The 23,646-nt window shown below is 40.1% G+C and carries 23 protein-coding genes; 12 read left to right on the forward strand and 11 right to left on the reverse strand.

Translation table 11 applies throughout. The annotated features are described in order from the left end of the window. Positions 1-13 precede the first annotated feature (13 nt). The 9 genes from ACJYYY_RS02255 to ACJYYY_RS02295 all read left to right on the forward strand — a co-directional run bounded on the left by ACJYYY_RS02255 (position 14) and on the right by ACJYYY_RS02295 (position 8,268). Entirely contained in the window at positions 14-2,416 is a 2,403-nt protein-coding gene (locus ACJYYY_RS02255) for a phage baseplate upper protein (RefSeq protein ID WP_408869061.1), read from the forward strand. Positions 2,417-2,435: 19 nt separating this feature from the next. After that, complete coding sequence (locus ACJYYY_RS02260; protein ID WP_408869062.1) at positions 2,436-4,157, forward strand: BppU family phage baseplate upper protein; 1,722 nt, start codon at positions 2,436-2,438, stop codon at positions 4,155-4,157. Then, complete coding sequence (locus tag ACJYYY_RS02265; RefSeq protein ID WP_035313003.1) at positions 4,157-4,492, forward strand: DUF2977 domain-containing protein; 336 nt, start codon at positions 4,157-4,159, stop codon at positions 4,490-4,492. Before ACJYYY_RS02260 ends, ACJYYY_RS02265 begins: the two co-directional genes overlap by 1 nt. 1 nt (position 4,493) lies before the next feature. Next, positions 4,494-4,649 carry an XkdX family protein gene (locus ACJYYY_RS02270; protein ID WP_156921082.1) on the forward strand — a complete coding sequence of 52 codons (156 nt, stop codon included), beginning with the start codon at positions 4,494-4,496 and terminating at the stop codon, positions 4,647-4,649. Between the two features lies 1 nt (position 4,650). Beyond that, positions 4,651-4,929, forward strand: a complete 279-nt coding sequence (locus ACJYYY_RS02275) for a hypothetical protein (RefSeq protein WP_035313004.1) — start codon at positions 4,651-4,653, stop codon at positions 4,927-4,929. Between the two features lies 1 nt (position 4,930). Beyond that, positions 4,931-5,206, forward strand: coding sequence for a phage holin (locus ACJYYY_RS02280; protein WP_035313006.1), 276 nt, complete (start codon positions 4,931-4,933; stop codon positions 5,204-5,206). After that, a complete protein-coding gene (locus ACJYYY_RS02285) occupies positions 5,206-6,522 on the forward strand; it encodes a GH25 family lysozyme (RefSeq protein WP_051456783.1) in 1,317 nt (438 codons plus the stop codon). Before ACJYYY_RS02280 ends, ACJYYY_RS02285 begins: the two co-directional genes overlap by 1 nt. A gap of 285 nt (positions 6,523-6,807) precedes the next feature. Then, on the forward strand, positions 6,808-7,299 hold the full coding sequence (locus ACJYYY_RS02290) for a Panacea domain-containing protein (protein ID WP_035313008.1): 492 nt from the start codon (positions 6,808-6,810) through the stop codon (positions 7,297-7,299). A gap of 15 nt (positions 7,300-7,314) precedes the next feature. Further along, on the forward strand, positions 7,315-8,268 hold the full coding sequence (locus ACJYYY_RS02295; RefSeq protein WP_035313009.1) for a hypothetical protein: 954 nt from the start codon (positions 7,315-7,317) through the stop codon (positions 8,266-8,268). A 441-nt stretch (positions 8,269-8,709) separates the two neighbouring features. Here ACJYYY_RS02295 and ACJYYY_RS02300 read toward each other — a convergent pair whose 3' ends face one another. The 5 genes from ACJYYY_RS02300 to ACJYYY_RS02320 all read right to left on the reverse strand — a co-directional run bounded on the left by ACJYYY_RS02300 (position 8,710) and on the right by ACJYYY_RS02320 (position 13,069). Then, the gene (locus tag ACJYYY_RS02300; protein WP_051456784.1) at positions 8,710-8,961 is read right to left on the reverse strand and encodes a hypothetical protein; all 252 of its coding nucleotides are present in this window, start codon (positions 8,959-8,961) and stop codon (positions 8,710-8,712) included. A 2-nt stretch (positions 8,962-8,963) separates the two neighbouring features. After that, the gene (locus ACJYYY_RS02305; RefSeq protein WP_156921083.1) at positions 8,964-9,140 is read right to left on the reverse strand and encodes a hypothetical protein; all 177 of its coding nucleotides are present in this window, start codon (positions 9,138-9,140) and stop codon (positions 8,964-8,966) included. A 60-nt stretch (positions 9,141-9,200) separates the two neighbouring features. Next, on the reverse strand, positions 9,201-11,624 hold the full coding sequence (locus ACJYYY_RS02310) for a heavy metal translocating P-type ATPase (protein WP_035313011.1): 2,424 nt from the start codon (positions 11,622-11,624) through the stop codon (positions 9,201-9,203). Positions 11,625-11,646: 22 nt separating this feature from the next. Further along, the gene (locus tag ACJYYY_RS02315; protein WP_035313013.1) at positions 11,647-11,958 is read right to left on the reverse strand and encodes a metal-sensitive transcriptional regulator; all 312 of its coding nucleotides are present in this window, start codon (positions 11,956-11,958) and stop codon (positions 11,647-11,649) included. Between the two features lie 370 nt (positions 11,959-12,328). Continuing rightward, positions 12,329-13,069 (reverse strand): MurR/RpiR family transcriptional regulator, encoded by a 741-nt coding sequence (locus ACJYYY_RS02320; RefSeq protein ID WP_035313014.1) that lies wholly within the window; start codon positions 13,067-13,069, stop codon positions 12,329-12,331. Between the two features lie 183 nt (positions 13,070-13,252). On the opposite strand from ACJYYY_RS02320, the gene celB reads away from it, so the two are divergent. After that, a complete protein-coding gene (gene celB, locus ACJYYY_RS02325; RefSeq protein ID WP_035313016.1) occupies positions 13,253-14,545 on the forward strand; it encodes a PTS cellobiose transporter subunit IIC in 1,293 nt (430 codons plus the stop codon). Further along, complete coding sequence (locus ACJYYY_RS02330) at positions 14,542-15,441, forward strand: PEP phosphonomutase (RefSeq protein ID WP_035313018.1); 900 nt, start codon at positions 14,542-14,544, stop codon at positions 15,439-15,441. The genes celB and ACJYYY_RS02330 overlap by 4 nt, the downstream gene beginning before the upstream one ends. Before the next feature lie 64 nt (positions 15,442-15,505). Here ACJYYY_RS02330 and ACJYYY_RS02335 read toward each other — a convergent pair whose 3' ends face one another. After that, positions 15,506-16,501, reverse strand: coding sequence for a tRNA-dihydrouridine synthase (locus ACJYYY_RS02335; protein ID WP_035313019.1), 996 nt, complete (start codon positions 16,499-16,501; stop codon positions 15,506-15,508). Positions 16,502-16,598: 97 nt separating this feature from the next. Next, positions 16,599-17,183: a TetR/AcrR family transcriptional regulator C-terminal domain-containing protein gene (locus ACJYYY_RS02340; RefSeq protein ID WP_408869063.1), complete on the reverse strand. Its 585-nt coding sequence runs from the start codon at positions 17,181-17,183 to the stop codon at positions 16,599-16,601. Positions 17,184-17,307: 124 nt separating this feature from the next. Between ACJYYY_RS02340 and ACJYYY_RS02345 the strand changes: the two genes are divergently transcribed. After that, positions 17,308-18,441: a YhgE/Pip domain-containing protein gene (locus tag ACJYYY_RS02345; RefSeq protein WP_035313021.1), complete on the forward strand. Its 1,134-nt coding sequence runs from the start codon at positions 17,308-17,310 to the stop codon at positions 18,439-18,441. Between the two features lie 56 nt (positions 18,442-18,497). Here the strand turns inward: ACJYYY_RS02345 and ACJYYY_RS02350 are convergent, their stop codons facing one another. Genes ACJYYY_RS02350 through ACJYYY_RS02365 form a run of 4 tightly spaced genes read right to left on the reverse strand, consistent with a single transcriptional unit; the run spans position 18,498 to position 23,614 of the window. Further along, positions 18,498-19,871 carry a glycoside hydrolase family 1 protein gene (locus ACJYYY_RS02350; protein ID WP_408869064.1) on the reverse strand — a complete coding sequence of 458 codons (1,374 nt, stop codon included), beginning with the start codon at positions 19,869-19,871 and terminating at the stop codon, positions 18,498-18,500. Beyond that, positions 19,852-21,198 carry an alpha-L-fucosidase gene (locus tag ACJYYY_RS02355; RefSeq protein WP_035313022.1) on the reverse strand — a complete coding sequence of 449 codons (1,347 nt, stop codon included), beginning with the start codon at positions 21,196-21,198 and terminating at the stop codon, positions 19,852-19,854. The genes ACJYYY_RS02350 and ACJYYY_RS02355 overlap by 20 nt, the downstream gene beginning before the upstream one ends. 4 nt (positions 21,199-21,202) lie before the next feature. Next, positions 21,203-22,210 (reverse strand): LacI family DNA-binding transcriptional regulator, encoded by a 1,008-nt coding sequence (locus tag ACJYYY_RS02360; protein WP_408869065.1) that lies wholly within the window; start codon positions 22,208-22,210, stop codon positions 21,203-21,205. Between the two features lie 15 nt (positions 22,211-22,225). After that, a complete protein-coding gene (locus ACJYYY_RS02365; protein ID WP_408869066.1) occupies positions 22,226-23,614 on the reverse strand; it encodes a PTS sugar transporter subunit IIC in 1,389 nt (462 codons plus the stop codon). Positions 23,615-23,646: the final 32 nt, after the last annotated feature.

A 23,646-nucleotide genomic window follows, 5' to 3' on the forward strand; every position in this document is an offset into this window, starting at 1 on the left:
AGGAGTGTGACACATGACAATCTACCAATTCAACTTAAGCACGACAGAGCCTAACAACTCTATCGGGCTTATTCGTGTACGACAAGACGATGATGAATCGCAAATTTTCAAAGTAACAATCTATGAAAACGGCTCACCTAAAAATTTAACCGGTGTTTTTGCGGAATTTAATATGGTTGATGCAAAGGACCACGTTATTGTTGATGAAGCTTATATCACAGATGGACCAAATGGTTTGGTTGAATACCATTTAAATAAAGCTGCGATGCAGTCAGTCGGTCGTTGTAAAGCTTACTTTAGCTTTAAAAATGAAGATGATGTTCTATTTAGCACAAAAGACTTTAGTTATAACGTTATTTGGTCCGCACTGAGCCACCCGTTACATCATGGGTGCGACTATGTTTGGACGATTGCAGATTTGATAGAGAATCTGAAAGACTACATTGAACACGCGATGGGTGATTTTGATGATTGGTTTGAATCTGTCAAAGATATTTTAGCCTCGATTGATCCTGGTGGCGTTATTTTAAAAGAACTACTCGATGCACGTCATTCAACACCGTTTGATATGAAACACAGTACATTAAAAGAACGTTTGGACTATACTGATGCCTTAGTTAAAAGGTTAGAGGAGTTAGAAAATAGCTTTGATTTAGCTACGCTAGAGCCTATGTTCGTTTCTAATTTAGCCACTCGAAGAAATGCTGTGCTGCAGGCATTTTGTATTGATACTAAAACTTCACAGTATTATGCAGCACAATCAGATAGTCAAACGCCTGAAGGGTTTGTTATTTCTCAGATATCGCCTGCAGGCAGCAAGTTATTATCTACCATGAACTTTCCAAATTCTGGACATGGGACGACATTTGGCATGGAACGTGAAAAAGACACTATTTATATCTGGACGATTACTAACAATTGTGCGGATGAACAACGTCTAATTCGTGTTCCTTATGTAAAAAACAGCACACTCGACTATTCAACGGACTTGAAAGATTATACACCAGCAAGTCTGAAAAACATCTATTTCACTCCAGTCGTTGACATGCTTCATAACACCATGCTAATTCGCCGTGGTGATGGTTTATGTGAATTACGTCATTTAGATGACATTAAGAACGGCATAGATAAGGTGTTATATAGCGTACAGGTGCCTATCACTGAAAATAATGACGACCGTCCAATGCAAGGCGCTGTTTCACACGGCACTACTTTGTACTGGTACTCCGGTTGGTCAACCAATGCAGTGAAAGTTTTTAAGTATGATATGGTCTCAAAAAAATTACTGATCACACGTGAGTTTGAATTTCCAAATGAGACAGGTAATGGATTTACTGATGATTATCGGGAGCCTGAAGGTTTGGCTTACTATATCAACCCTTATACAGGTAAAGAGTCATTATTGATGGGAATTACGAGTGGGGACTCAATTAAACGTTATCAAATGATTTATGCTATCCACCAACGAGGTGCACAAGAACATTTTGACAGCCTCAGAGCGTTAGAATCTCAAAATTACGCCTATTTTAGAGGTGATGGACGCGCACATGGCATTCCAACTGGACTTACTAAACTGTCTGATTTACGACGAACAGGTGTTTATTATTTAACAGCTGAAATGGGTGCTTTATTGACTGATTTACCTTCCCCACAATTTAAAAATGCTGGAATCTTTGTAGAAAATAAACCTGGTGAACAACATGATAATTTACGACAAATTGTGACACGGTCCTCTTATAGTCGGAAAAATTTAAGTGTTGAACGAATGTTGGACTACGATGGTAGCGCCGGCATTTGGTCCACTCGCTCGTCAGTAAGTTCACAACAGGAATATATCGCAGCTGCAGATTACGATTATCAGTTATCTAATGTTATTTTGCCAGACACCTATTACATTACAACACCTCAAGCAAAACTATTTAAAGACCATCCTGAAAAAGATGGCGAGTCGGGCTGGTTCTTTGAAGTGTTATCAGGTGATAGCGCTGGAAATTCATTGCAAAGATTAACAAAAAACAGCAGTACGCGCGGACACATTCACCAACGGATGAACAATGGCATAAGTTCGTGGATAGCTACACGAGCCGGTCAATTAGATTATGTAAAGATACCTTTAGTGCCTGCAATCGCTAGTGAAGTAGAAGAACTTCGTGTGGCTAATCAAGGGAATTATTTAATCATTCGAGGGAAAACAAAAATAAATTTCAAAGATAATGACGGTGCTATTTTTGCTAACTTACCTGAAGGCTATCGTCCTAATTTTTACTGGGAGCAAATATGCGCATTAGGAGGGACAACTGGTTATACGAAGGTGACCGTTAATGCGGATGGCCGCATGAATTTTTATGGATTAGATGCAGTTAATGAACCGGCAATTACATCTGTTTATATGTATCTAACAATACCTATCTTTTGATTAGAAAGGAGTCTCGATGATGAAAATAAAAAAAGTAAATCACTCTCGCATGGAACTAGGGTCTAGCATTAAACCGCTATCCGATTTGAATGTTGAATTTTACGATCAAGATATTAACACGTCAGTTTTGCACTTTATACTGACACGATGCGGAAAGCCAATCAATTTATCAAAAGAAAAAGCGAAAAGCAATATTGTCTTGATTGCTCAAGATGGCAGTAAAATATACGATTTACCTATTGTATTTGATGAAGAAAAAGGAGAGATAAGTTATACAATTCCGACTTGGTTTTTAAAACATACTGGACCTGTTATTGGTCAGATATACGTGTATCAAAATGACAATATTCTTGTGACTCGTATGTTTAGTTTCACGCTAAAAGACAGTCTTACAAGTAGTTACAGTGCTCAAACTAAACTTGAATATATAAAAACATTTCATGACTTAGAAACGGTTATTACTGAACGTGTTCAGCTTATCGAAGAAGCTCTTGCAAACGGAGAGGATTATGTATCTTTGATGAATACGACTTTAGCATCTGGAAAGTCCGAGATAGAAAAAATAGTCAATCAATCTATGTCAGATTTAAAGGATACAGCAACTGATGCTCAAGCAGATGTTTCGGCTGCGGCAACAACAGCTGTAATATCTATTAACGCTGCGGTTACCAGCGGTCAAAAAAACATTGAAACGACTTCGACTACAGCAATGAACGCTGTTGATAAAAAAAGTGAAGAAGTGTTAGCTGCAATTAAAGACGGCGACTTTTGGAAAAAAAGCGAGTTATTCCAAAGATGGAACGCAAATGGAACACAAAAGGCTATCAGCAATATAGATATTGACACGTTTTTTACCGTAGGTGATTTTTATTGTCTAAGTCCTAAAAATGGGCCTACAACAGGAAATGGTTATTTAACGGTCCTTGCCGGTAATATAGACATTACAACCAATTCTGGATACTACCTACAGATTTTTAGAAGCTACAGTACCAATAAAGTATATTCACGCCAACGTAAACAGGGAGCAACCGCTTGGTTGCCTTGGCTTCAAAATATGACAGATGAAGATGTTAGTACTTTTCAAAAAGATCAGATATGGAAAGACGATGGAACTATAAAAATAGAAAGCAACTACGACATGTTAAATGTGACAGAACTAAAAAGTAAAAATATTTATGTAACAACCCCTTTAAACGGTCCTGATACAACTAATTCGTCAGGATATTACAAGCGTAACGTACGTGACGGTGGGTACATGGAAGTGTACTTTTCCGCCTTTGGTAAAAATGAAATTTATCGAAATGCTTATAATGCAGGAACAAGTACATGGCTTGGCTGGATTAAGTTGGCAACAAATACTGATATTTCAACACTACAATCGTCCATTACGACTTTGAAACCAGTTGTTTTATGGTCTGGTTCAGCAAAGGGTGTCGCAAACACCATTTATAAGCTGACACGTGCGATTAATCTTGCTCGTAAGATACGGATTACTTATGATTATCCCGGTGCAAGTGGAAAAGTAGCTGTCATTGATTTAACAAACACTAAGAAGTTTATTATTCACGACTTGAATTTAATTGATGCTGGAAGTGGTGGTGGTGTTTATGAAGCACAAGTTGATTTTTCAACGCTTACAGGATTTCAAATTATTTTTGATGCGGTCTATGACTTGACGACAAGTAAAACAACCCTTGATAAAAATACATTTACTCTAAGAAAAGTAGAGGAGGTAGACTAATGCAGCTTGTTTTAAATGAATCAAATGAAATTGTAGCCTATGCATTAATCGGAGAAATTGAAGGCGCGGTATCCTATGAACTACTGTTGCCGCGGCAGTTTGACAGACTCCGAAGTGACGATGGACGAGATGATGAATATCTGTATGGGTTACCACCGAATTTTGAGGCTGATTTTAAGCCTCTTTATTTTTCTTTAATAGATGATCGCATCATTCTAAATCAAAACTATATCGAACCAATCGAAGAACAAAATAATGAGGCTTTAACTCTTGCTGAATTGACTGAAATGGTGGCTGAAATGTATTTGGCCACAAATCTGAATGGAGGAGAATGACATGACAAGCATTATCGCTTTGAAGCTAGTAATAATGTCTTATAGCAACGGAACATATACATTAGACGATATGAAACAGCTTGTGCTGAATAACCGATTAACTGCCAAAGAATACAAAGACATTACTGGATTTGATTACATCTTAGAGGAGGTATAACATGCACGGAATTGGTGATTACTCATTTGCGGATATTGGTGCAATTGTCGGTTTATTAACATCAGCATTTAGTTTTGTTATTTGGATGCTTAAAAAGCTTGTAATGGATAGACTAAGTTTTGATATGCAAACGTTCAAACGAAGCATTGATATTTTAGCACAAACATTAGATGCAACGACCAAACGATTAGATTCAGCAGAGAAAAAATTACAAGAGCATACGGTTTTATTAGCGAAACATGACGTACGAATAACAGACTTAAGAAAAGAGGAGAATTAATATGAAGAATTTTTTAGGCATTAACTGGCAAGTTCGAATCAAATCAAAAATGTTTTGGGTGGCCATTATCCCGGCTATCCTTTTTTTATGCTCAAAATTATTAATTGTTGTGGGAATTGACTTCAACTTCACGCAACTACAATCGCAGTTATTAGACATTGTAGGTGCGGTATTCAGCGTTTTAGTTCTGTTAGGTGTCGTTATTGACCCAACGACCGAAGGTGCTACAGACAGCTCACAAGCCCAAAAATACGATAATCCAAAAGGAGATAAATAATGAATAAAACAATTAAATTATTAACAGCAGGTGTATTAGCAACAGGGCTATTTTTAGGTAGTGCATTAACAGTATCAGCAAATGATATTAAAAATCCCAAGATTGCTGATGTTTCAGAGTGGCAAGGCAACATCAATTGGTCATTAGCAAAAGATGATTTAAACATGGCAATTATTCGTGCACAGTACGGAACAAACTATAAAGATAAGTATCTTGACCGTAATCAGTCAGAAGCAATTAAGCATGATGTGCCGTTTGGGACTTATGCATACGCACGTTATATCAATGCTGCTGATGCAAAAACAGAAGCACGAGCATTATACAATCGCACAAGTAAAAGTGCTAAGTTTTACGTTATAGATGTGGAAGAATTTACTGTCACATCAGGAACAATGCGTGAGGCAACAAATGCATTCGTTAAAGAGTTGCGATCATTAACTGATAAAAAAATCGGTTTATATGTAGGGAATCATACGTACACGCAGTTCAACTTAGATACTTCTAAGTTTGACTTTGTATGGATTCCAGCTTACCGAACAGCCGCACCCGACCACAAGCATGATATTTGGCAATATACGGACGGTGGACAAGTAAAAGGTATCACAGGTGGTGTTGATTTAAACAAGCTCACAAACGATGCTAAGCCGTTATCTTACTATGTGGGTAAAACAGAGGCAAACGAACAAGCAAATGATTACACAGAGGGTGGCTACTCTGTCGGGCAATCAGTGAAGTTGCTTAATAAAGCTACTCACTACCACACCGGGCAAAAAATCGATGCATCAGTTAAAAACAAAAACTACAAAGTATTAGAAACAAAAGTGATTGCGCAGTCACACTCAAAACAAGCTGTATTACTTAGCGGCATTAATTCATGGGTGTTGGCACAGGACGTTGCGAAAGTAACAGCTGCTGCGAATGATAACTATTACAACACAAATCCGAAACGTGTCACCTTGAAGAAGGCATCTACACTTCGCAAGAAAAACGCGCAAAACGGAGCTGACTGGGATAAGCAATCTAACCAGGTAGCAAGTTTCAAAAAAGGCACTGAATTTGTCATCACAGGCATTAAAAAATCAAGTGGTGGCACACCTCGATTAGTAACGCAATCAGGTCACTTACTCACTGCGAACAAGACATACGTTCAACAAACAACCACAACAGTTGCTAAGCAGTACTACACTGTTAAATCAGGCGACAACGTCGAGTTCATTGCTAAAAAACACGCAACAACAACCGCTAAAATCAAGAGCTTGAACAAGCTTTCAGACGTGAATAAAATTTACGTTGATCAAAAACTACAAGTGAAATAAAACTAAGCTCCGCCTCTTATTTGAGATAGGGCTATATAGAGTATATATACATGAAAGTGAAATTAAATTCATATCGCACTGAAAAATATTAGTATATTCGTTTTAAATGTTCTGAATACTAAACATTTATGAATGTTGTAATATATATTTTTCGTTGACGTTATGTTCAATAACAGGTAAGATAGGGTTAACTAATAGAACAGTCTCTCGCACCGCTTGTCTAAAGTGTACTAAGAGGGGCTGTTTTTCTGGTATGAGATAATAATGTAGAAGGGGTTGTGGAATATGATGGGAAAAACATATGATGCACTCGATATAGCAAAATATATAATAGGTAAATCAGAAGGAGGAATTAGTAATCTAAGACTACAAAAAACTATGTATTTTTTACAAGGAGAGTATCTTGCGGAATATGGTAAGCCTTTATTTGATGATATTATTGAAAAATGGAGACTAGGACCTGTAACACCAAGTGTTTATTATAATTACAATCAATTTGGTAGTAACCCTATAACTGAAGAAAAAGAATTATATGTTACTAAGTCAAATGTGGTATGGAAATCATTTGATTCTGCTAAATTAGAGGATGTCAAAAATTTTATAGATAAGGTTATTAAAGAATTGTCTAAATATGGAGATTTCGATTTAGTCGAATTAACTCACGCACACCCTATGTGGAGTAATGATGAAAAAGATATTCTTTCAGGTGTAAGACATTTGCAATATAAAAATGACGAAATCGAAAAATATTTTAAAAAAAATAGTATTGTTAAATAAGAGGTGGTAAGAATAGTGCCTAGTAAAGATGTACAGACTATATTAGATATTGTAGAAACTAATGATGAAGGTAAAATTGTAAATTTAAATCCGGTCATAGAAAAAATAATTAACCTCTCTAGTAACCGTTTTTTAGAATCTGATGAAATAAAAATTGTCTCAATATATCTACAAGAGTATATTACAAAAAAGAACATTCCATACCCTATTATAACTAGTAGTGTTTATTCTATTAGCAGTAAAAGTATTGAAATTGATGTGTTTGACACAAATTTCGATAGAATAGTAGAGGCAGTTTGTGGTGAAATTGATACAGAGACTGAAAAATTCAAAAGCAAAGTAAAAACACATTATAACCTTGCATGTGTTCAAAAAAGTTATATAGATAAAAATATGGTAGATGCAAATAAAAATAGTTTACAGGCGAAGAAAATTATAGAAGACATACAAGATATAAAAGGGAAAATATATACAGACTTTGTTGCAATTATGGGGATATTTTCCGCTTTGATATTTGGTTTGTTTGGAGGGTTTTCAGCTATAGGAGACATAGTAACTGCTACGTTTAATAAATCTATTAATTTACCTAATATAATGATAGCGATTTCTTTGACACTAGGATCACTAAGTTTATTATTATTTGCTTTAATGCAAGGCATTAAAATACTATCTAAATCAACTTTAAAGAGTTGTGGATGCGACAATAAAACGAAATGTTATCATTCTGTTTTTCAACGACATCCAGTTATGAGTCTTAATCTTATTGCTTTATCATCAATTTTCATTATTAGTGTGTTAGTTAAAATAATCCCAAAAACTGTTTTTGAATGCATATATGTGAAAGAAACGTACTTATATTATGGATTAGTTATGATAGGAATAGTTTTGATTATTGGAATGATTGTAAGTCTCAATTGGTCAGTAAATAAAAAATGGCGTATATTTGGAGAAAAAACAAACAAAAAATAAAAGCGTACTTAGTAATTACAGTTTTTTTAAAATAGAAAGATACCAATTCATTTACCACTATAGAATGTATGTTTTTTTGAATTCGACTAATTAAATAAAGGTATATTTATCTTGTTTGGATTTTAATGTCACTATATATATTAACAGATATTTTTGGAAAAGCCATTTGTGATTCCAAAGATAGTGTACACTAATGGTACATTATTTGATGGGTAAACATCTTGTAATCATTATTATATCAAGTGTTTATAGATAATTAAACAATGGTCGCCGTCTCCATTAATTTGGAACGCTAAAAGAGGATAATACTCACTGCCCCAATGGGTTTCGTGAGTATTGTCCTCTTTTTTTGTCCACTTCTTCCGTAATGTCTTCCGCTTTGTTTAAAAACTGACATATTGAATGGATTTATCGGCTGTTTGTTCTTTTTATTTTATGTCATTATCGGCCGTATTCCATATATTCATACTGAATTTCGCCAGACATTTTCATATCACGAGGTGTAGAGCGAAATGCTTCATCTTCAGACATACCTTGCTGTATTTTATAAGAAACAGGGGTCATTCCATATTTATTCAAAAAGCCTGTTAATGTCGTTTCATCTATACTATAACCTTGTTCGTTGGTCTGCTCGGTAGGTTGCTTTTCTGAGTCAGAATCTTGATATTCAGTGGCTGCTTGTGAAATAATCAAGCTCATTCCTCTTCATTTGATTTAAACACTTTTGCGATTGCTAAGGCAATCAGTATCACAGCAAGGGCATAGAGAAACGTTACGATGAGGTAATTAGGTTGAGTTGCAACCATTGTGTAGGTGACACCGCCAAGGGCGATTAAGAGACCAAGTACAATTTGGATGATAAAAGATGACATGATGTAAGCTCTTTTCTTTTAGATACGACTAGTTCGTTGTGGAATAATGTAGGTAACAAGTTATTCATTTAATTTCACCCGTTGTAGTCGCAGTGCATTAAGCACAACCGACACTGAGCTAAAGGCCATCGCGGCACCTGCGACCCACGGTGCGAGGAGGCCGGATGCAGCAATCGTAATGCCGATGATGTTGTAAGCAAACGCCCAAAAAAGGTTTTGTTTAATGTTACGCATCGTTTTACGACTGATGATGATGGCATCAACGATAGCGTTAAGGTCACCACCGATTAAGGTAATATCAGCGGCAGCGATTGCCACGTCGGTGCCGGTGCCAATCGCCATCCCGATTTGAGCGCTCGCAAGGGCAGGGGCATCATTAATACCATCGCCTACCATTGCTACGATTTTTCCTTCGTGTTGTAACTGCTCAATCGCCCGCGCTTTATCGACAGGGAGCACCTCAGCAATGACGGTATCAATGCCGACTTTAGCACCAATTGCTGCTGCTGTTCGGGCATTGTCGCCGGTCATCATCATCACGGCGATGCCCATTTTTTGTAAGGTGCCGACAGCAGCTGCCGACGTCGGTTTGAGCGTATCCGCTACAGCCACTAAGCCGGCATAGCGGCCGTTAATACCTACAATCATGGTCGTTTTTCCTTCGTGTTCGAGGCGGGTCATCGTTGCTTCAAGCGCCGCAGTCGCGATGCCATTTTGGTGCATCAAGGCACGCGTGCCAATCACGATGGTATCGTTAGCAACCGTTGCATTTACACCGTAACCAGGCACTGCCTCAAACGCCTCGGCGTTATCGATAGCAATCCACTCGGCTGACACCGCATCAACAATGGCTTGAGCGAGTGGATGTTCCGATTGTTTTTCAGCAGCGGCCACAACTGCTAAAAAGGCCGTTCTCGTCTGTTGAGGAGCGAGGATAACGTCAGTTAAAACCGGTTGACCATGTGTGAGTGTGCCGGTCTTATCGACAACAACGGTGTCAATCTGCCCAGTTTGTTCAAGGTATTCGCCACCTTTGAACAAAACACCCATTTCAGCAGCACGACCGGATCCTGCCATAATCGAGGTCGGGGTTGCCAAGCCTAGCGCACAGGGGCAAGCGATTACAAGGACGGCGATAAAGACTTCAAAGGCAGTCGTAAAGTCACCTGGAGCAAACAAGAAAAACCAACTGAGCCCACTAATAAGAGCAAAGCCAACAACAATCGGCACAAAAACACCGGCAATCGTGTCAGCTAAGCGTTGAATCGGTGCCTTTGAGGATTGGGCATCTTCGACAATCTTAATAATTTGACCTAAAGCCGTATCGCTGCCGATTTTTGTGGCCCTCATGGTGATGAAACCAGTTTTATTAAGGGTTGCCCCATAGACGCTATCGCCACTCTGTTTAGAAATGGGTATGCTTTCGCCGGTTAACAGCGCTTCATCGACGACGGATGAACCGTTAATGACCTCACCATCGACCGGGATTTTGGCACCAGGCTTAATCGCAATTAAATCATTGAGCTGAACGTCGGCAAGTGGCACTGCACGTTCGTGACCATCACGAATGACGAGAGCGGTTGCTGGTTGCAGTTCAATTAATTTTTTGATGGCATCCGCCGAGCGACCTTTGGTCTTAGCTTCGATTAGCTTGCCTAATAACACTAAGGTGATTAGGAGTGCGCTTGTTTCAAAGTAGAGTTGGGGCGCTTGTGAGCTGCCGCTTGTGGCAATGGTTTGATAGAGACTGTATACGTAAGCCGCAGAAGTGCCCAACGCAACGAGTACATCCATGTTAGCACTCCAATGTCGGAGCGCTTTGTAGGCGCCAACATAAAAGCGACCACCAATTAAAAATTGCACCGGAGTGGCTAATAACAGCTGAAACCAAGGATTCATCAAAAGGGCGGGCACATAGATAAAAGCCGTGAATGAAAAATGCGCCACCATGCTCCAAAGCAAGGGCAAGGTTAACACTGCGGCAATGAGCAGTTGGCGTGTTTGCGCTTGTAAGTCGCGCGCACGGTAATCAGCTGCGGGTTCCTCAGCTTGTAAATGATGGGCGTGATAGCCGAGCTTTTCAACCGTTGACACCATGCGAGCAACGTCAATCGTGTGGGGAAGATAGCCAATGTGCGCCTGTTCCCGAGTGAAGTTGACAGTGGCCTGTGTCACACCATCTAATTGTTGCAAGCCGTGTTCGATTCGCGCGGCACAAACCGCACACGACATGCCAGTAAGCGCGAAGTCAGCTGTTGCGGTGACGATATCGAATCCGAGTTCTTTAATCGTTGCGGCAATCGCAGCTTCGTCAAGTTGAGCGCCATCATAGGTGAGAACGGCTTGTTCTCGAGTGAAGTTAACTGAGGCCTGTGTCACACCGTCTAATTGCTTGAGTCCTTTTTCAATCCGTGTGGCACAGACGGCACACGACATGCCAGTGATTTGCAACTGGGTGTTTTTTAAGACAGCGGTTGTTGTCATCGTAACCAACTCCTTTCGGTCGTTATTTTTTCATGAGTTTATGGATGGTTAAAACAAGTTCATCAAGCACGTCGTCATCGCCAGCCGCGAGTCGATCTACGACACAGCCTTTTAAATGGCCCTCGAGCAACAGCTTGGCGACGCTGTTTAAAGCGGCTTGACTGGCCGCCAGTTGGGTAATAACGTCATCGCAGTAGACATCATCCGCAATCATTGTTTTGATACCACGGATTTGACCTTCGATACGGTTCAACCGCGTCGTTAAGTTTTGTTTGACTGCCTCAGGATGGTGGCTTTTGCGACAGTTTGGGGTGGTTTTGTTGGGGGTCGTCATTAAAATCAGCTCCTTATAGGAGTAGTATAACATACCTACAGGGGGTATGTAGGAGCCGCATTTTAAAGGGAGATACTAGTTGCATCGAATATAAAGCGGCAACAATCAGCGACAATAATTGTGACAAAGTTATAAAAATAACGAAAATTATCGTTTTGAGGCTTTTCTCTTCCCCCCCGATTATCCGATAAAAGCCACTACTGCTGCAATTATTTGTGACGCGTGAGTATTTTAAATTCAAATTAAAGGAGTTTCTTTTATTTGAATTAGCACAAAGGAGCTATCCCTCAGAGAACAGCTCCTCAGATTGAAGGTAAACGGAGAGCAAGGCATCAATGTGTACATTATCGAAAGTGATGTCCATTTACACTTAGTATTCAGCGTGCAGGGCCTTTGCTAAATGTTCTAAAATAAATAAAATCGGTAATTTAGAGGTGACGTCCTGTCCGTTAAAACTTTCGGAGGGAATGAAATAAGAAATGTTCGCATCGGATAACATCGCCACGGTTGACGATGGCGAGTTTGTAATTGAGATAATCGAGGCATTTCTAAATGGTGGAGAACTTAAATAATTAACAATATCGGTTGTTTCCCCTGAAACGCTAATCGCGATAACGCAAGACTGCTCCATAATTTGATTAGAGACAAAGTTTTGTGGATTGGTAATGGGTTGTTCAATGCGTAAAGCCATTTTTGATAATGACGAAAAATAAATAGCCCCATAGTTAGCGAGAATATCAGATGTTCCAACACCTAAAAAAAGAACGAACTCTCTGTCTTTCAGCAACGAAACGGCCGCTTTTATTTGATCTTGAAACTCTTTTTCATTGCTACGATTCAAAAAATTACTATAGACGTAGGAATCGAAATTCAACGTATTTTTTTTTGATTGTTGTTCTTCAAGGTAGATTTTCATACGGATTTTGAATTCATTAAAACCATCACATTGGAACTTTTTACAAAAGCGTTGTATAGTTGCGACACTCGTATGTTTTTTTTTGGCTAAGTCTCTAATATTAATATGTGGCATTATCTCTAAATTGTTAGAAATAAAGCGGTAAATTTCGTAATCAATTTCCCCCAAGGTAGGGGTGTGTTCTAAAAATAACATTTAACAGCCTCCCGTTGATACGCAGTGTATCTAGTTAGATAATTGTACCGAGTATACCGTTTGGGAGTCTTTATGACTAGGATGTGTTATTAGTGAGCTTTGTTTATGGTAAATTAGAATTAAGTTATTAGCTAATAGCATTAATGTAAACGAATACATTTTTAGATGTAGGAGGAGAAAAAAGTGAATAAGTACGTTGGTTTTTTAGCAAGTAAGTTAGCACCTTTAGGTATAAAACTAGGAACACAAAAACACTTAGTTGCTATCCGTGATGGGATTGTCTATTCGATGCCGTTAGTAATGATTGGGTCACTGTTCTTAATTATTTCCAATTTACCGATTCCTGGATACAGCGAGTTTTTAAACAATACAAGTGATTTGATGGTATGGTTTAATAAAATTGTAGATGGCTCATTTGGTGCGATGGGACTAGTCGCCAGTTTTTCGATAGCCTATAGTCTTGCGCATCAGTACAAAATTGATGGGATTTCAACGGGGATTATTTCATTATCCTCATTTTTAATTGTGACACCTAATATACTAGACAGCACTGATGCCGCGGGTGTACCGCTCCTGTTTTTGGGAAGCCGTGGATTGTTTATCGCAATGTTGATTGGTCTATTATCAGCGGAAATATTTAGATGGTTTGTTAAAAAGAACATCCGAATTAAAATGCCCGATTCTGTACCACCGGCAGTATCTCAATCGTTCTCTGCCTTAATTCCTGGTTTTGCGATTATTTTGTTTTTTGCATTGATTTATCAAGCATTGAATATGTTTGATATTACAAATATTCACGATTTAATTTTAATTATTTTTAATAAGCCGCTAACCTTTTTGGGTGGCACGTTATTTGGCACGATGATTGCTGTGAGTTTAAATTCTATCTTTTGGTTTATTGGCCTTCATGGTGGAAACATTGTTGGTTCGGTCATGGGACCTATTTGGTTAATGAATACTGATGATAACAGAATAGCGTTTCAAGCAGGCAAAGAAATGCCGCATATTTTCACATCGACCTTTACGGATGCATTTGTTTATATCGGTGGGGGAGGGGCTATATTTGCTTTAGTATTCTTGCTCTTTTTCTTCTCGAAAAGTAAAGAAGGTAAGACGATGGGGAAATTGAGTTTCTTCCCAGATATTTTCAATGTTGGAGAACCAGCAATGTTTGGGATTCCAATTGTTATGAAGCCAATTTTATTCTTACCCTTTGTGCTTGCACCGATGGCGAATACAGTGATTGCCTATATCGCAATGTCCTCTGGACTGGTTGCTAAAACAGTCGGGATAGCCATTCCATGGACAACACCACCATTAATCAGCGGTTATCTTGCTACAGGCGGAGATATAACGGGATCGATTTTACAAGTAGTCATAATTGTAATTGATATCTTAATTTACTTCCCGTTCTTTAAGATGTTAGATAATGAAAAAATGAAAATTGAGAGTTTCTCGAAAGGAATGGACAAATGAAAAGACTATTGAATTGTCAGGCAAGTGACTTTAAGAAGATGAAGGGAGCCGATTTGAAACGAGCAATTTTAGCGAGTGAAGGTCGGACAGTCTGTTCTGAAAATGTGGTTATGAGTCAACCTTATGATTCGAATATTACAAATGCTGAAGTTGCAAAAAGTTTTGGAGCGGATTTGATTCTATTAAATGCATTTGATTGTATTCATCCTATTGTAAATGGTCTAGGGGAAAACACTACCAATCCAGTGCAACAATTAAAGGATTTAACGGGACGTCCAATCGGAATTAACTTAGAGCCTGTAGATGAAACAGCGGAACTGTTAGAATATAAAACAGAGCTGGAATCAGGGCGGATATGCTCAGTTGCAACGATTCAGAAAGCACAGGCATTAGGTGTTGATTTCATTTGCTTAACAGGGAATCCAGGAACGGGTGTAACTAATAAAGAAATTAAACGAGCGATTAAGACTGTAAAAGAACATTTTGATGGTTTAGTCATTGCTGGTAAGATGCATGGTGCAGGTGTTAATGAATCGGTTTTACCAGATGATGAAACAATTGATGCTTTTATTGCGAGTGGTGCGGATGTTATTTTAGTACCAGCTTTAGGTACAGTTGCAGGTGTGACAGAACAAGAATTTCATGTGGTTGTTAAAAAAATTAGAGCAGCAGGAGCTTTAGTGATGTCGGCGATAGGTACGAGTCAAGAATCATCGTCGCAACATGTGATAGAAGAGATTGCATTGAAAAATAAAATGGCAGGAGTCGACATTCAACATATTGGTGATGCAGGTGTTGGTGGAATGGCACCACCGCAAAACATCTTTGCACTATCTGTTGCAATTCGAGGATTACGCCATACAGTGAGTATGATGGCACGTTCGATAAAACGTTAGAAGTAATACGTGTAAGACAGAAGACAGGCGAGTAGTTGCATTCAACTACTCGCCTGTCTTTTGCTTATTTATCTTCACCAATCTCTTCAATCGGTTGTTGCAGTGCTTCATTCACTAAGGCGCGAACAGCATCAGTTGACTTGGTGTTCATCAAAGCATTGCGTAGTTCGGCTGCGCCTTTGAAGCCGCGTACATAAATTTTAAAGAAACGGTGCATATGTGTAAAGGGACGAGGTTCGGTTATTTTTGCATAGTGATCATAAAGGTCAACTTGCAACAACAATAAGTTTAAAAAGTCAGCAGCTGAATGTGCTTGTGGCTCGATCTCGAAAGCATAAGGGTTTGTGAAAACACCACGGCCAATCATCACACCATCCACACCATATTTTTCGACGAGTGCTAAACCATCGGCACGATTCGCAATGTCGCCATTAATCGTTAGCAATGTTTGTGGTGCAATTTCATCACGCAGCTGCTTAATTGCTGGAATCAGTTCGTAATGCGCATCGACCTTACTCATTTCTTTACGCGTCCGCAAATGAATCGTTAAGTTAGCAATGTCTTGTTTTAACACATGAGTTAGCCAGTCACGCCATTCATCGATTTGGGTAAAGCCAAGACGTGTTTTGACACTAACAGGCAGCCCACCTGTTTTAGCAGCCTGAATAATTTCAGCCGCATTTTCAGGGTAATTGATTAAGCCGGAGCCGCGTCCTTTTGAAACCACGTTTTGAACGGGGCAGCCCATGTTTAAGTCAACGCCTTTAAAGCCCATTTCTTTCATGCCTATACTCATCTGTGCAAACAATTCGGGTTTGTTACCCCAAATGTGTGCAACTAACGGCTGCTCATCCTCAGTAAAGGTTAAACGACCACGCACGCTTTCTTTGCCTTTAGGGTGGCAGTAACTTTCCGTATTAGTGAACTCGGTAAAAAAGACATCGGGTTTGGCAGCTTCACTAATGACGTGTCGAAAGACAACATCGGTCACATCTTCCATTGGTGCTAATATAAAAAACGGCTTTGGTAAATCAAGCCAAAAATTGTCTTGCTTAGTCATTTCATCTTCTCCTTAGTCATTATCTTCTAAATTATACATGCTCATAAATAGTATCATTTTTCGGCGGAACTTGCACAGACTTTCGCTCATGATGGTCTTATTTTTTTTGAATAAAAGCGATGATATTAATGTAGAGAGTCGTTAGTTCCATCGGTGTTTGATCGAGGTCATTTTGGAGCCACTGTTCAATCAAGCCTAAAAAGGCCGATGTGATAAAGGCGATAAAATAATCAAGTGGTACATTGAGGTTTTGCTGGTAATAGTCGTTTTTGCTGAGATTAATTTGCACTTTTTCTGCAAAAGCTGCCTTAAAACGAAGGTGAAAACCAGCCCGACCATGGTCACTTAAAAAAATCTTCAGCAAGGGTGATTGGGTGGCGATAGATCGAAATAAACTGGCCGCTAACAGTTCCTGCTCTTTGGCAAAGGTAGCAGGAGTGGCATAGCGCGCCTGTAACTCGTCAAGATGATTGCCGATATCAGTAAACAGTTGCTGTTCGACCTTATCGAGGAGGTCGAACTTATCCAGATAATGTAAATAGAACGTGCCGCGGTTAATCTTTGCTGCCGCGGTAATGTCACCAATCGTAATCGTATCAAATGTTTTCTTACTCATAATGTTAATAAATGCTTCGGTAATAAGTGCTTTCGTGCGCTTATTTTTTTCGATATAACGACTCATAAACACCTCTTTCTCAAAAATGAACAAGTTGTTCACTTTTGTTGATTGCTTTGGTTTGTTGCTCATTATATGATAATAACATAAAAATAAACAAGTTGTTCAAATTTGGAAGGGGATAGTTAACGTGCGATTATTTAAAGAAAAATTAGCCTGGGCGGCACCGATTGCGGTTATTTTAATCATTGCTTTATTTTCGGTCAACCTCTTTGTGCAAGGGGATCCACAAATTAAAAATTTACCGGTTGCATTGATTGTGAATGATGAAGGTAAAAACGTCGATGCGGTTAAAACAGCCGTGAAAAACATGAGCCAAGGCGTCGATGGTGCAGAGCCAGTGATTGCTTTTACAACTGAAAAAGAGGCTGATATTGACACGCTCTTTAATGACAAAACCTATTATGCGGCCTTAGTTGTTCCAAAAGGCTATCATGATGCACTGACAGATGCGGTTAAAAATAAGCAACCAGCAACCTTAAAAGTGTATGTGAACCAAGGATACAATGCGACGGGGGCCAATGCGGCAAAAACGGCCTTAACAGCACTCGTTAATCAAATGAGTCAACAGTATTCAACAACCTTTATTAAACAACTAGGGGATAAACAAATTGATGCGGCTGATGCAACCGTGCTGGCGAATCCAATTGTGGCACAAGATAAAGTCTTTAATGCTGTGACAGCAAAAACAGCCAATGGGAGTGCACCGTTATTAATGGCGATGCCAGCTTGGGTCGGTGCTTTAATCGGTGGCTTCATCGTCTTTTTAGCAACCGCAAGCATTGTAAAAAAAGAACGCTTGAACCGGTCACAAGTGCTACGCTTAATGAGCAATCAACTGCTGTTTGGGATTATCATCGCCTTATTCTCAGGCTTTACAGTCGCAACCATCGGCACAATTGCGGATATTGCGATGCCGAGCTATTTATTAGTGGCGCTATTCGTGTCATTTGCTGCTTTCTGTTTCTACTTACTCGTTTCAGCGGTAACCGCGTGGATCGGCAAACCAGCCATTACGCTTTTCATGGTGGTAATGTTATTAGGCATGGGTGTCATTATGATGCCACCTGAAATGCTTCCTGATTTCTTCGTCAACTTTGTTCGTCCATGGATTCCCATCCGCTTTGCTGCTGAAGGCTTACGTGATATTTTCTACTTCGGTAGCGGCTTCTATACTGGTCATTCATTTAATGTGATTGCCGGCATTGGAATCGTTGGTTTAATCGTCTTTGTGTTATCAGGATTTAAACGACAAAATCGTTAAATAAAATGCCCCCGTAACGTTTTGGTTACGGGGGCGTTTTATGTCTAAAAAGCTATTTAAAAACCATTGTTCTCACTGACTGTTTTAAACCAGAGACCACTTTTTTTGAGCGAACGCTCATACGGAGCGTTTAAAGCCATCCGATAAAAACCATAGCGATTAGTATAGCCGTTAAGCCATGACCAACAGTCAACAAAGGTCCACGTATGATAGCCAAAACAGTTGCTGCCAGCAGCAATGCCACGATGTAATTGTCGCAAATGATCCTGCATAAAAGTAATGCGGTAATCATCTTCAATCATGCCAGCAGCGTTCATGAAGCGGTCCTCATCGGCCACGCCCATCCCATTTTCAGCCACGTACCACGGAATGTTGTGATACTCATCTTTAATCATCACAGCCATGTCATAGAGTGCTTCGGGGTATATTTCCCACCCACGGTAATGGTTCATTTTTTTGGCAGGCCAATCATAAGGACTGTAAAAATCTGCCGGCATTTGCGCAGGGGATTTTGGCTGTGTCGGCGCTTGCACCCGGCGTGGTTGGTAATAGTTAAGGCCGAGAAAATCAACGGGATTAGCAGCGATGCGAGCTGCATCACCATCTTCGGTTAGTGGCATGAGCTGATGTTCGCTCAATAAGGCAATCAAGGCTGGCGGAAAGTGTCCAAGCACACAAGGGTCGAGAAAACTTTTGCTATTAAGGAGATCGGCCGCATCTTTTGCGCGTTGATCGGCCGCTGATTCACTGCGAGCATAGGTTGGTGAAATGTTAAGAATTATTCCAATTGAGCCTTTGAAACCACCGGTTTTAAAGGCTTCAACAGCGGCAATATGGGCCATTAGCGTATGGTAGCCGACTTGGACAGCTTTTTTTAAATCGACCACTGCTGGATAATGATAACCGAATAAGTAGCCACATTCAACATGAACAATCGGTTCATTAAAAGTCGTCCATTGTGGCACGAGATCGCCAAAAAGGTCAAAGGCAGTCTGTGCATAAAAGGCGAAGGCATTAACCGATTCACGAGTTTCCCATCCACCTTTTTCCATCAACCACCATGGCATATCGAAATGAAAGAGGTTAATAATGGGGTGGATGTGAGCCTTATTAAGGGCTTTAAAATAGTCGCGGTAATAAGAAACAGCTTCTTCATTGATGTTTTTTCCGTCAGGCAATAAGCGAGTCCATGAGATGGATGTGCGATAAGAAGTCAGGCCAATTGCTTGCATCCGCTTAATATCATCAGCATAGCATTCATAGACATTAGAGGTGATAGCGGGGCCTTGATTCGGTTGGAAGTTAGCTGGTGCAAGCTCATACCATTTATCCCAAGTTGAGGGGCTTTTTCCGTTTAAGAGGGCATGTCCTTCGGTTTGGGGAGCAGAGGCGGCAGCGCCCCATAAAAAATTAGTTGGAAACTGGTACATAAGAGACCTCACTTTCTAATAGTAGTGTTAAAGCAGTAATTGATGTGGCAGCTGGAAGAGTAACTTGTCCTTTTATAATGCAGAGACTTTCACCTGTATCAGTTACCAGACATTGGCTTAGCGGACTGTTGAGTTGCAAATCAGCTAATGTCAAGCTAGTAGCTGTTGGCTGTGGTAATAAAAAGGCGAACACTTTGTTCTCCTTTTGAGTGAAATACCAAGGGTCAAGGGCCTTGATGTTAAAGGGACGGGTGCCATAAATACCGTCACCAAATCGTTTGAGCCACGCGCCAAATTCGCTCAGAAGCTGCTGCGCCTCCAAAGGTAAAGAGCCATCTGGTTTAGGACCGATGCCAAAAATCACATTGCCACCCAGTGCTACGATTTTTACGAGCGTTTCCAGCAATTCAGCGAAGGATTTATAGGTGTCATTCGGCACGTACCCCCAATTTTTGGCAAAGGGAATATTGCTTTCCCAAGCTTTAAGCGGTAATTCAGTCGGAATCTGACGTTCCGGCGTAACGTAGTTTTCAAAGGCACCGCCAATCGTACGGTCAACAACGAGCAGATTCGGTTGCAATTGCCGTAATTGTGGCACGAGTGTTGTCATATCAAGCTGTTCGTTGTTGGCACGATTCACCCAACCACCATCAAGCCACAGAATGTCTAATTCGCCGTAGTTTTGGCACAGTTCAGTCAATTGCGCAGCAACAAAGTCGTTAAACTTTTGCCAGAGTGCGGGTTGTTTGAGCGGGTCATAGCTTGCATAACGGCCACGTGGCTCAGAACCGGGCACCCAATAAGCAGGATGGTGCCAATCGGCTTTAGAGTAATAAGCACCAACGGCCAGCTGTTCCTTTTTAAAGGCGGTTGCAAGCGCTTTGAAAACATCAGCTGTTGGTTGGACAGCATAAGGACAGTCAGATGCCGTCATTTTATAGTCAGTCTGCTGTGTATCGTACATTGTAAAGCCATCGTGATGTTTCGTCGTAAACAGCATATAGTTAAAACCAGCTGCCTTAATTTGCTGTGCCCAAGCTGTTGCATCAAATTGGAGGGGATTGAACTGCTGATTGAGTCGCCAATAATCTTGACGCAACACGTCTAAATCATCACGCCACGGTTTTTTACGGGCCCACTCATCTTCAGCCGATAGTTGCCATGATTCAACAATGCCGGCTTCGCTATAGAGACCCCAATGAAAAATGACACCGATTTTTTGATCTTTAAACCAGTCAATTTTTTTGGCTAAGCCAGGTGTGAGCGCTTGATACCGTTCTAGCGCTGTATCATCATTTGATTCAATATCTGCACGGTTAATCGCCATCTAATCACTCGCTTTTTAGGTTATTTTTAACAATGGAGTCACGCCATAAAATCGTATTGGTGAGTGTAAAGGTTTCACTTTTTAAGTGGTCTTGATTGCGAATCTTTTCAAGCAGTCGTTCGACCGCTAATTGACCAATTAGCGGAATCGGTTGTTTGATGACCGTAAGCTGTGGATAAAAGATATCACTGGCATCAAAATAATCGTAACTGGCAAACGAAAGAGCACTGCCAATGTGGATTTGTTGTGTATGAATTGTCTGCAACGCCCCCAGTGACATGTTGTAGTTACAGACGAACACGGCAGTGACTTTTTGTGTGAGCAAATGGGCCATGCCACGGGCACCACTTTCTTTAGAATAATCACCGTAATAAATCAGCTCTTCTGCTAACAGCTGTTGCTGTGCTTCAAACGCATCAAGAATGCCTAGAAAACGTTCACGTGCAACATAGTCGGTTTGTGGTGCAACAATTACACCAATCCGCTCGTGTCCGAGCTCAAGCATCTTGGCGAGTACCTTTGTTGTGCTGGCACGATTATCGACGACAATCGAATCGATTTGGGAATTATCGAGTGGTGTAATCAATGATACGATGGGAAATGGTAAGTGTTTCAACATGTCTAGCTGCGGCCACTGTTGCTCGGCACCGACAATAATTAAGCCATCGATTGCACGAGAGGCAAAATAGTTGAGCTTTTTGGGAATCAGTTGTGGATCATCACGGTAATTCGATAATAACAGTGAATAGCCGAGTGGTTCTAATACATCATCAATTTTGGCGACAAGAGCAGCACTGAAATTACTTTGCATGTTATTCATTAATAAGCCAATTGTGTGCGTTTCGCTACTTTTTAATCCTTTGGCAAAAAAGTTTTCTTTGTAATCCAAGGCTTCAATCGCAGCAGCAATTTTTTTGGCGTTTTGAGGTCGCAGTTTATGACCGTTTAAGTAGCCAGAGACACTACCGACAGAAACACCGGCCTGTTTGGCGACTTCTTGAATCGTTGCCATTGAGATTCCACCTTTCTATTGTGTTTGATTAAGTTTTTTTATTAATTGATTGCTTGCAAGTACAAAAGGTAAATAGATGAAAATATCGAGGATGAAAAGCGCTGCCGCCAGTAAGGTAGCAGGAATGTCACCTGCTGTTGTTACCCAAGCAGTAATAATCGGTGGAAGTGTCCATGGTGGAATGACGACACTTTTAGCAACGAGTCCCATCACAGTGAGCGGATAGGCAATCGCGAGGTTGATGAGTGGCACGCAGATAAAAGGAATCACAAAGAACGGATTCATCACAACGGGTAAACTAAACATAATTGGTTCAGAGATGTTGAATAAGCTCGGTAGTAGGCCAATTTTTCCGACCTGACGGTAGTTTTTTTGTTTTGAACCAATAAAGATGGCAATTAAGAAGGGCAAAATCGCACCTGTTCCACCAAAGAGGGTGTACATGCCAATCCAAGGATTCGTGACAATGTTTGGAATCGGTAAGCCAGCTGCAAAAGCATCCATGTTTTGTTGAATCGCAATTAACATCGGCGGTGAGGTCACCGACGAGACGATGTTTTGTCCATGCAGGCCAAAGAACCAAAAAATTTGGGTTAACAACTCAACACTGAACAAGCCAATCGGTGATTGCATTGCAAATTGAAGCGGGCTCGAAATAACCTTCGTTACCACATCAGGAATGGTCATCCCTGTTAATGAGACGAAGCTAAACGTACCAACCGCAAAAATGATAATGACGATGGCCTCGGGAATGAGCGAGTTAAAGGAATCACTAACTGCCGGTGGAACCCCGTCGGGCATACTGATACGTAGTTTTTTATTTTGTGAAATACGCAGTAATAATTCGGTGCCAAGCAGTGCAGCAATAATACCAACAAACATCCCTCCTGAAGAAGTTAGTGATTGCATGTAGGCACCTGCAATTTCAACCGATTGTTCGGCACCAAGTGGTATTACGTCATTCATGAGTGGAAACATAATTAATGCAAGCGCAAGGCTTAAAATACCAGCATGTATCGGATTGAAATACTTCGCTTCGATTTTCGAAACGCTCACATAATGTGTTGCAAGGCGATAGCCGATTAAAAAGGTTAAATAAATTGTCATGAAACCCATCGTACCATTGTTAACCATCGTCGCTAAATTCGAAAGTGGTCGTAAATCGAGCCAACTTTGATTGATTTTGACGTTGGTAAAGACGAGGGCGTTTAATAAAATAAAGAGCGAGTTGACCATAATGATGGGCATAATATCAATAAAACTATCACGAATCGCTACTAAATGACGCTGATTAGCCATTTTAGCAGCCAAGGGCATTAAGCGCGTGCTTAACTTATCAGAAAAAGACATAAATGTTCCTTCTTTCATCAGTTTATCGTAAAACTTGAATCGATTCAAGTTCATCGTAAAACAAAATGTAAACGATTGCAAATACT

The organism is Brochothrix campestris, assembly GCF_046058945.1.
Taxonomy (GTDB): domain Bacteria; phylum Bacillota; class Bacilli; order Lactobacillales; family Listeriaceae; genus Brochothrix; species Brochothrix campestris.

Coding starts and splice junctions, on each gene's coding strand:
- ACJYYY_RS02360 (WP_408869065.1), bottom strand. CDS start 22,210: ATGGCAACGATTCAAGAAGTCGCCAAACAGGCCGGTGTTTCTGTCGGT.
- ACJYYY_RS02350 (WP_408869064.1), bottom strand. CDS start 19,871: ATGTACCAGTTTCCAACTAATTTTTTATGGGGCGCTGCCGCCTCTGCT.
- ACJYYY_RS02260 (WP_408869062.1), top strand. CDS start 2,436: ATGAAAATAAAAAAAGTAAATCACTCTCGCATGGAACTAGGGTCTAGC.
- ACJYYY_RS02365 (WP_408869066.1), bottom strand. CDS start 23,614: ATGAACTTGAATCGATTCAAGTTTTACGATAAACTGATGAAAGAAGGA.
- ACJYYY_RS02355 (WP_035313022.1), bottom strand. CDS start 21,198: ATGGCGATTAACCGTGCAGATATTGAATCAAATGATGATACAGCGCTA.
- ACJYYY_RS02290 (WP_035313008.1), top strand. CDS start 6,808: ATGATGGGAAAAACATATGATGCACTCGATATAGCAAAATATATAATA.
- ACJYYY_RS02335 (WP_035313019.1), bottom strand. CDS start 16,501: ATGACTAAGCAAGACAATTTTTGGCTTGATTTACCAAAGCCGTTTTTT.
- ACJYYY_RS02270 (WP_156921082.1), top strand. CDS start 4,494: ATGACAAGCATTATCGCTTTGAAGCTAGTAATAATGTCTTATAGCAAC.
- ACJYYY_RS02305 (WP_156921083.1), bottom strand. CDS start 9,140: ATGTCATCTTTTATCATCCAAATTGTACTTGGTCTCTTAATCGCCCTT.
- ACJYYY_RS02280 (WP_035313006.1), top strand. CDS start 4,931: ATGAAGAATTTTTTAGGCATTAACTGGCAAGTTCGAATCAAATCAAAA.
- ACJYYY_RS02310 (WP_035313011.1), bottom strand. CDS start 11,624: ATGACAACAACCGCTGTCTTAAAAAACACCCAGTTGCAAATCACTGGC.
- ACJYYY_RS02320 (WP_035313014.1), bottom strand. CDS start 13,069: ATGTTATTTTTAGAACACACCCCTACCTTGGGGGAAATTGATTACGAA.
- ACJYYY_RS02255 (WP_408869061.1), top strand. CDS start 14: ATGACAATCTACCAATTCAACTTAAGCACGACAGAGCCTAACAACTCT.
- ACJYYY_RS02315 (WP_035313013.1), bottom strand. CDS start 11,958: ATGACGACCCCCAACAAAACCACCCCAAACTGTCGCAAAAGCCACCAT.
- ACJYYY_RS02265 (WP_035313003.1), top strand. CDS start 4,157: ATGCAGCTTGTTTTAAATGAATCAAATGAAATTGTAGCCTATGCATTA.
- ACJYYY_RS02340 (WP_408869063.1), bottom strand. CDS start 17,183: ATGAGTCGTTATATCGAAAAAAATAAGCGCACGAAAGCACTTATTACC.
- ACJYYY_RS02275 (WP_035313004.1), top strand. CDS start 4,651: ATGCACGGAATTGGTGATTACTCATTTGCGGATATTGGTGCAATTGTC.
- ACJYYY_RS02285 (WP_051456783.1), top strand. CDS start 5,206: ATGAATAAAACAATTAAATTATTAACAGCAGGTGTATTAGCAACAGGG.
- ACJYYY_RS02330 (WP_035313018.1), top strand. CDS start 14,542: ATGAAAAGACTATTGAATTGTCAGGCAAGTGACTTTAAGAAGATGAAG.